Raw genomic sequence first — 7935 nt, 5'->3', positions numbered from 1 at the left:
GGGTTTACGGCGTGTCTTGGAAGGGTTCACCCCAAGTGCTCCGGGCTTTCCGACTGCGACATACTCGACCAGCCCCGGCTTACAAGTTTTAAAGGAGTTCTAAAATGAACTGGATCAAGCGCAGCATGCAGACTCGGCTGATGGCCGTGGTGGGGCTCGGGTTGGGGGGCTTGCTGGTGACGGCGGTGATCGCCATCAGTCAGTTGAACCAGCGGCTGGACCGCTACAACGAACTGATTACCGTCAACATCGCCCAGGAACGAGCCATCAACCAGATGAACTTCGACTTCAAAGTCCAGGTTCAGGAATGGAAAAACGTCCTCCTGCGTGGCTACGACGACAGCCGACGCGCACGGTACTGGAACCAGTTCGAAGAACAGCACAACATCATCCAGGACGAAGGGCAGGCACTGCTCAGCCAAATGGAACCGAGCCCCGTGCGCCAGGAAGTGGCCGACTTTCTCGACGCCCACCAGACACTGTTCCGCGAATACCGCGCCGGCTTTGAAGCCTTCAGCGCCAACAACTACGACCCGACAGTGGGCGATAACGCCGTCTCCGGCATCGACCGGGAGCCCAGTCGGCTGCTGAACGACGCTGCAGAGCACATCAGCACCACCGTCTCCACCCTCACCCGCGAGGTCGAACAGGGCAGCGCCCAGGTCAGCTTCTGGTCGCAAGTGGCCATTGCGAGCGTCGCCCTGCTGGTGGTGGTGTTGCTGTGGTGGACGCTGCGGGCCGCCTTCCTGCGCCCACTCAAAGTTCTCATGGACCATATTCAGGAAATGGCCCAGGGGGATTTCACCGGCAAGGTGCGTATTCAGCGGGCCGATGAACTGGGACAACTGAGCGACAACCTGACCCGGTTACAATCGGAGATGGGCGGTGTCATCGGTTCGGTAAAAGACTCGGCGCTCAAACTCAACCGCGCCTCCGAGCACATCAACCTGAACGCCGATGAAATCACCCGGCTGACCGGTGATACCGAACAGTCCACCGATCAGGTGGCCACGGCGGTCAACGAGATGTCATCCACGGTGCAGGAGGTGGCCAACAACGCCTCCGGGGCCGCCGAGGCGGCCAATCAGGCCGATGAGGGAGCGCGACGTGGGCGCTCGGTGATGGAGTCCACGCTGGATTCGATCAATCATCTGTCCAACGATGTGAATTCCGTGGCCGAGGCCATGCGTCAGCTCGAGGGTGAAACCAACCGGATTGGCAGTGTGCTCGAAGTGATTCAGAACGTCGCCGAGCAGACCAACCTCTTGGCCCTCAATGCCGCCATTGAGGCGGCTCGGGCCGGTGAGCAGGGGCGCGGCTTTGCGGTGGTGGCCGATGAGGTGCGCACTCTCGCCCGTCGGACCCAGGACTCCACCCGGGAGATCGCGGAAATCATCGATGCGGTGCAAGCCGGCGCCGCCAACGCCATGTCCGCCATGGCGGCCAGCCAGGAACAGGCCCAGAATACCGTGGCCAGTGCCGGTGAGGCCGGTGAGGCGATTGCCGAAATTACCCGGGCCGTGGCCAGCATCAGTGAGATGAATGCCCAGATCGCCACGGCGGCCGAGGAGCAGAGCTACGCCGCCGAGGAGATCAACAAGAACATCGAGCGGGTGGTGGAGCTGGTCCAGGGGGCGCACCAGAGTGCTCAGGGGTCCACCAAAACCGCGCGGGATCTCAATGAGTTGTCGCGGCATTTATCAACACAGATCGCGCATTTCCGGGTTTAGACGGTATATCCAAAGCCGGGGCGGGACAACCGTACCCCACGTAGGTCGGATTAGGCCGGAGGCCGTAATCCGACAAGGGCGTCTGTATTGTGTCGGATTACGGCCTTTGGCCTAATCCGACCTACTCGGACTCATCCACCAATGCCTCTACTAACGCCACTGAATCATTTCGCCCAAACGCTCAAGATCATTGATCACCCGCCACTGGCCGCCGCCGGATTCCACCCGGCCCTGCCAGTGCTCCAGGCGCTTGGCGTAGTCCCGGGGGTCGATATTGTCCCGGCGCAGTTTGGTGACATTCAGGGCAACCACTTCCACCCCGGACATGTCGATGGGGAAGTCCCGAATCTGCCCTTCCTGAAGATCTTCCTCCAGATCGGAGAATACGAACAGGTAGCGCTGCCCGGCGCCGGTTTCGGTCAGATAGTCGTGGCCCTGAATCACCCCGCCGGTGATGTCGGTATTGGCGGCACCTCGCTCGATACCCCCCAACACCTCATCCAGGGTTTCCTTGAAGGCCCGCTTCTGACCGTTGGCCACGCTCGGACGATCGTCAAAGGTGACTTTGGCAACGATGTTTTTCTCGGTAAAGCTGCCGCCGTCAATCAGGGCCACCGCTATGGAGTCACCGCTGTCCAGGCTGCCCAGCAGATAGGCAATCAATGACTGGGCTTTGTCCAGCTCCTCGGTGTAGGTCCCGGAGGTATCCAGCAGCAGATACACGGCGCGGTTGTCCGGCCGCTGGGTGTCGCTGCAGGCGCTGATCACGCTCAGCGCACCGATCAGCGCGGCGAGGACAGCGCCGCGCCGGAGCCAACCGTAATAACGGTTCATGGTTATCTTCGTCGTACGCTTCATGGCTGTTTCCACAGTTCGCTTCATGGCTTCACCCCCACCACTTTGGTCGCTTCCAAGTCCTCACTGTCATCCCAGGGCGGGTCCTCCCGGTCGGCTTTGCGCTCACTGGAACGCGGGCGGTTCACCCACTGCTCGATGGCCAGAGGGACCACAATGAGCATGTCGTACAGGTGCACCAGCATCTTGCTCAGATGATTGGCCATGCCGCCCACCAGGCGGACGATCAGACGCAGCCCCCGCAGCAGTGCCACCACCATCACCCCCACCACGGTGCGCAGGGAGTGAATGAACGACTCCAGCGGAATCGCCACAAACGCCAGCACGAACGGCAGAATGAAACCGAGCACCATCTGACCGATGGAGGGAATCCAGCGGAACTGGGCCTCCACCACGGCGGCTCCGGTCAGGGTCTGGTTGAGCGCCTCGCGGTCCAGAGCCAGGAGGTCGCGCATATAGGCCAGGGAGGCTTCAATGCTGGCCAAGATGGTCAGCAGCGTCAGGCTGACAATCATCATCCGCCGGCGCATCCGGTCATCCATGCTGCCGATGATCGGGAACAGATGGGTGATCCGCAGGGACTCCAGCAGGAACACCCCCATGGCCACTTCCAGCAGAATGATCACCAGCGCGGCAACGTCCGAAATGCGCATGGACCCCACATAACTATTGCTGCCGACCATCTCCGACATGGGCATGGCAATCAGGTGGAAGTTGATCAGCCCGCCCATCAGGGCAACGGCCAGTACCAGTCCGGCAATCAGAAACTGGGTCATGGAGGACGCGGTCAGGGAATTCACCGCTTTGTCTTCCCCGGCACGAATCGCCGCGTATTCCTGCATCTGCTCATCAATGGTCTTGCTGCGTTCATCCAGCCCATCAATGGTCTGCTTCACCTGGCTCAGGTTCTGATCCAGGGAGCGCCACTGGGGCTGCATCCCGGCCAGAATCCGGTGCCGCTCCCGACTGCTTTTCTGGTACAGCTTCAAGGTCTCTTTATGGGCGTCTTCAATCACCTCACGGATATTTTCCAACACCTTGTGTACCGCCGGGTCACTGCTGCCGGGCAGGCCGGAGACAGTTTCGATCACCTCCGACCAGGCCGGTGGTAGCGGCGGCGCATCGCTGGCCTCCTGATAGTCGGCCTCGATCTTCTCGATGGCGTCGGCAATCTTGCGGTGCAGATTGGGGTAGCGGCTCAGATCCCGCTCCATGATGGTGTGCACCCGGTTGAAGTCCCGCTCAATGGCGGCTTCCGCCGAGCGGCGCCCCATGGCCAGTAGCACGTCCCGGTTGCGCGCCACCAGGCGATGCTCCAATTGACCGATGGACCGGCTCCACAGGCGCATGGCCCCATGCACGGCCCGGCCACTGGCGCGAAACAGTTGATGGGCGTGGCGGCGCCCCAGATAGAGCACCACCACCAGAATCACCAGCCAGATCGCCAGCGAGAGCGCCGGCGAATCCGACCAGAGGGTCAGTAGTTGATTGAACATGATGAATCCTCCGAATCAATGAATGTGCCAACCAGCGGATTGGCTTGAGTCGAAGTATCGCGAACGTCGGTGAAAAATCGGTGAGTTGGCCAGGCAAGGCGGTTTATGCCGCCTCAGAAGCGGGCGGCTTTGCCCAACAGTGACCGCCATCACAGCCTTTCTGGCAGCCAATGCTACACTTTGGCCATGGCAGACATACTCTGGGTTGAAGATCAGTCCCACTGGATCGAGAAGTTCCAGCCGGTGCTCGAGGCCACCGATTTCGATGGCCGGCCCACCCGTGTGCGCGTCTTCCGGTTTGCCGAAGCGGCCTGTCAGCACATCAAGCAGAGCGGCGCCGGCCAGGCACCGGATATTGCCCTGCTGGACGCCCAGATGAACGGCCGGGACAGCGCCGGCGCCTCGGTGTCCCGGGCACTGCAACGCAAGTGGCCCGACGTGCCCCAGGTGTACCTGTCCGAGTACAGCGGCACGGATATTGAGCAGAGTGCGTTCGAGCAGGGGGGCATACAGGACTTCATCGCCAAGCATCAACGCAATATCGAAGCGGTCTTGTGCTGGCGGATCAAGGCGGCTCTGCGTCAGCGTGAAGCCCCCAAAACCGAACAGCTCACCAGCGGGCCTCTGACCCTGGATAAGCTCACCTGGGAAGTCTTCTGGCACGGCCACAAGCTGATGAACCCCAACAACCCCCGCCGTCCGCTGGGCCCGACGCCCCGGAAAATTCTGCGCTACCTGGTGGAGGCGTCCCCCCGGCCGGTATCCACCCTGCAGATGGCCGAGGCATTGGAGGCCGACCCGGAACGATTTTCCTACGCCAACTACCGCCAGCACATCAAAACCCTGCGCCACGCCGTTCAGCAGGCCGAGCCAGAGCGGGACTTCATGGCCCTGTGTCAGCGAGGCGAAGGGATCGTCACCTTTGGGGACCTGGGTGCCTATTGCTGGAAGCCGGTCCAATCAGAGTAAGGAGCCACACCGTGGCCGACCCCGAGAATACTGACCTCAACACCGCGTCCCACCCGCCGTCGGTACGCCCGCGCCGGCTGGCCTTTCCCTGGCTGAGCAGCCTGGCCGGGTTGGCGCTGGGCGCCTACCTGCTGGCGGCGGGCGAGCCCCAGCTGTTGCGCGAGCTGGGGCTGATGCCCGAGGGCTACCGTCTGCACCCACTGCTTCAGGAGTTGGAGGTCAAACTGGCGGCGCTGCTGGTCTTCGCCCTGCTGATCCTGCGCGACGTGTTCCACCACAGCCGGCGCCTGCGGGCCTTTGACCGGGATATCGAGCGCTTGCGCACCGAGCTGAACCAGGTCTGGCAGAGCAAGAAGCAACTGCAACTCAAAGCCCACACCTATGCCGGTCACGCGGACAAACTGAAACTGTTTATCAGCGAGAAGCTGCTGGAATATATCGAGTACGACGAAAAGTTTCTGCACTTCAAAAGCATCGCCGCCGAAGTGCGTCACAACGGAGTCATCTGCTTTGACAAGGTGCAGACCGCCTTACAGAGCCACCTGGAACAGGATCAATATCCGGACGAGGAGACTCATGGCCGAGACCGCGACGCCTTCGAGGCGATGCGCTATCTGTGGGACCTGCTGGACCTGTCCACCACGGACAACATTGCCCTGCACATTGGCAACCAGCTGTGCGAGTGTGAGGAGCACTACTACCAGCGCCTGCTGAACGACGATGCCTCCGAAGCCGTACCCCATCGCCCGGATTACCGGCCGAGGCGGGCCACACTGAAGGCGCTCGCGCCCCTGCTGCAGGAATCACCAAGCCGGCTCGAAGCCCTGGATGAGGGCTCAACCGAGCGGTTGGTACTGGACGACGACCCCCAGTTTCGGGCCTATCTGGACCCGACCGACAGCCTGCTCGGCAACGAAAACCACTTTGTCCTGATGCTGGAAAACCTGCTGAAGAACGCCCAGTTCTTTGCCCGCAAAAAGGCCAAATCCAAGTACAACCGCGTCGCGCTCACCCTCGGCCAGCAGGGCGCCCGGGTCGAGCTCGCGGTGTACAACCGGGGCCCCCACATCGAGCCCGACGCCATGGAGCAGATTTTCCAGCTCGGCTACTCCACCCGCCGCGCCCGGGAACACCACGGCAAGGGGCTCGGATTGTTCTTTGTCCAGGAGATCGTCAAAGGCTATGAAGGTCGGGTAAAGGTCGAGAACGTCGAAAACCGGCCCGCCTACTATTCTCTGCGCATCGCCCTGGCCGACGGCCAACTGACCACCGAAGTGATTGAAGTCACCCTGAACGAGGACGGTCAACCCCAGTGTCGGCGGGCCCAGACCCTAAGCGGCTCCTCCGCGCCGGAAGCGGCAATGCTGGAGTGGGATTTCGACCAGGCCATCACCCGCGTGGAGCTGACCCCGACGGGCAGTCAGGATACCCTCGCCCTCGAGCTGGACCCCTCCGGGGGCAGGGAGACCCGACTGGACCCTCAAAACCCGGCTACTCCCCGCTGGGCCCTGGAGGTACAGCCCCGGCGCAAAGGCGGCAAGCTCACCTTTACGCCGCTGGATGTCGCCGGGGTGTGCTTCCGGGTGCTCCTGCCCACCGCGGCCTCAAGGGTCGAGGGGGACGATGAGGACCTGGACGCTCTGGCCCCCCGGGTTGAGGACCTGAACCGCCCCTTCGAGGCCCTCGAGGAGTACCGGGACTGAGCCCGCCAGGGACATTGAAATTCCGCCAATCACCCCCATATATAATTAAACGTTACTACCAGCATAGGTTTTTATATTGTTGGCATTTATAAGCGCCATTGCTTTTTGCCCCTTGCCTGGCCGCGGTGCAATCCTTATTATGCTGGCACACGTATAAAGCGGCCACGACCCGCTTGGCGCGGTCGACACCGCTTCACTCACGATACCGATTTGGAGACACAGCTTTATGAGTAGCGACGCTATTGTGCACGTCACTGACGAGAGCTTCGACGCCGAAGTCCTGAAGGCCGACAAGCCTGTTCTGGTGGATTTCTGGGCGGCCTGGTGCGGTCCCTGCAAAATGATCGCCCCGATCCTGGACGAGCTGGCCGGCACCCATGGTGACAAGATCAAGATCACCAAGATGGATGTGGACGCTAACAAAGAAGTCCCGGGCAAGTTCAACATCCGTGGTATTCCGACGCTGATCATCTTCAAGAACGGCGAGCCGGACTCTACCAAGGTGGGCGCACTGTCCAAGCAGCAGCTGGTCGAGTTTATCGAAGGCGCTCTGTAAGCCCGAACCCCGTCGGTAGCCCCCGCCTGGCGGGTGGCTGCCGGGCGCACGGCGACCAGTGACCGGCGCCTTTGCACTACCCGGCGTTTATCGCTATACTCCCTTCATTCGATGTTTGCCCGGCCTTGATTCAGCTCTGAACCACCATCCAGATCGATGGACCAGCCAAATCGATGGGCAGCTCCGGGGAGTTGACTGAAACGCCAGTTGATTTCCAATAAATTCCCGCTTGTTCTCCCTGTTTCGGCGCTCTGTGGCTCAGCCACCCTGGCCTGCAGTCAGCCTGTAAGCAGAGATAACAGCACCCCGGCACCGCCAGTCCCGCACGCTCAGAATCACAATTTTCGTGCAACAACAAATCCATTAACCTTCACACCAAAGTCACACTGTATGAATTTAACCGACCTGAAAACCAAACCCATCGAAGAACTGATCGACATCGCGCGGGAAATGGGGCTGGAAAGCATGGCCCGTTCGCGCAAGCAGGACATCATCTTCAATATCCTAAAGCGCCACGCCAAAAGCGGTGAAGACATCTACGGCGACGGCGTCCTGGAAATTCTGCAGGATGGCTTTGGCTTTTTGCGCTCGGCCGACAGCTCTTACCTGGCCGGCCCGGATGACAT

7 protein-coding genes are annotated in these 7935 nt (G+C 61.1%); 5 read left to right on the top strand and 2 right to left on the bottom strand.

The genetic code is table 11. From position 1 onward, the window contains the following. Positions 1-104 precede the first annotated feature (104 nt). A complete protein-coding gene (locus tag B3187_RS05440; protein ID WP_286804995.1) occupies positions 105-1730 on the top strand; it encodes a methyl-accepting chemotaxis protein in 1626 nt (541 codons plus the stop codon). A 150-nt stretch (positions 1731-1880) separates the two neighbouring features. Here the strand turns inward: B3187_RS05440 and B3187_RS05435 are convergent, their stop codons facing one another. After that, positions 1881-2564, bottom strand: coding sequence for a vWA domain-containing protein (locus B3187_RS05435; RefSeq protein ID WP_286804993.1), 684 nt, complete (start codon positions 2562-2564; stop codon positions 1881-1883). A 44-nt stretch (positions 2565-2608) separates the two neighbouring features. Then, entirely contained in the window at positions 2609-4081 is a 1473-nt protein-coding gene (locus tag B3187_RS05430) for a hypothetical protein (RefSeq protein WP_286804991.1), read from the bottom strand. A gap of 186 nt (positions 4082-4267) precedes the next feature. Between B3187_RS05430 and B3187_RS05425 the strand changes: the two genes are divergently transcribed. The 4 genes from B3187_RS05425 to B3187_RS05410 all read left to right on the top strand — a co-directional run. After that, entirely contained in the window at positions 4268-5050 is a 783-nt protein-coding gene (locus tag B3187_RS05425; protein ID WP_286804990.1) for a response regulator transcription factor, read from the top strand. Between the two features lie 11 nt (positions 5051-5061). Beyond that, positions 5062-6753, top strand: coding sequence for a sensor histidine kinase (locus tag B3187_RS05420; protein ID WP_286804988.1), 1692 nt, complete (start codon positions 5062-5064; stop codon positions 6751-6753). Between the two features lie 226 nt (positions 6754-6979). After that, entirely contained in the window at positions 6980-7309 is a 330-nt protein-coding gene (gene trxA, locus B3187_RS05415) for a thioredoxin TrxA (protein WP_286804987.1), read from the top strand. A 390-nt stretch (positions 7310-7699) separates the two neighbouring features. After that, positions 7700-7935, top strand: a 236-nt coding sequence (locus B3187_RS05410; protein WP_286804986.1) for a Rho termination factor N-terminal domain-containing protein, incomplete at its 3' end; no start/stop codon positions are given.

Origin of the sequence: Marinimicrobium sp. UBA4209 (assembly GCF_002381585.1) — a bacterium.
In the GTDB taxonomy this organism is placed as follows: Bacteria; Pseudomonadota; Gammaproteobacteria; order Pseudomonadales; family Cellvibrionaceae; genus Marinimicrobium; species Marinimicrobium koreense.
Note: the sequence above shows the minus strand (reverse complement) of the source record. Positions and strands in the feature narration are given on the sequence as shown.

Bases quoted from the DNA above. Each gene is read 5' to 3' on its own strand.
- trxA (WP_286804987.1), top strand. From the start codon at position 6,980: ATGAGTAGCGACGCTATTGTGCACGTCACTGACGAGAGCTTCGACGCC.
- B3187_RS05425 (WP_286804990.1), top strand. From the start codon at position 4,268: ATGGCAGACATACTCTGGGTTGAAGATCAGTCCCACTGGATCGAGAAG.
- B3187_RS05430 (WP_286804991.1), bottom strand. From the start codon at position 4,081: ATGTTCAATCAACTACTGACCCTCTGGTCGGATTCGCCGGCGCTCTCG.
- B3187_RS05435 (WP_286804993.1), bottom strand. From the start codon at position 2,564: ATGAACCGTTATTACGGTTGGCTCCGGCGCGGCGCTGTCCTCGCCGCG.
- B3187_RS05440 (WP_286804995.1), top strand. From the start codon at position 105: ATGAACTGGATCAAGCGCAGCATGCAGACTCGGCTGATGGCCGTGGTG.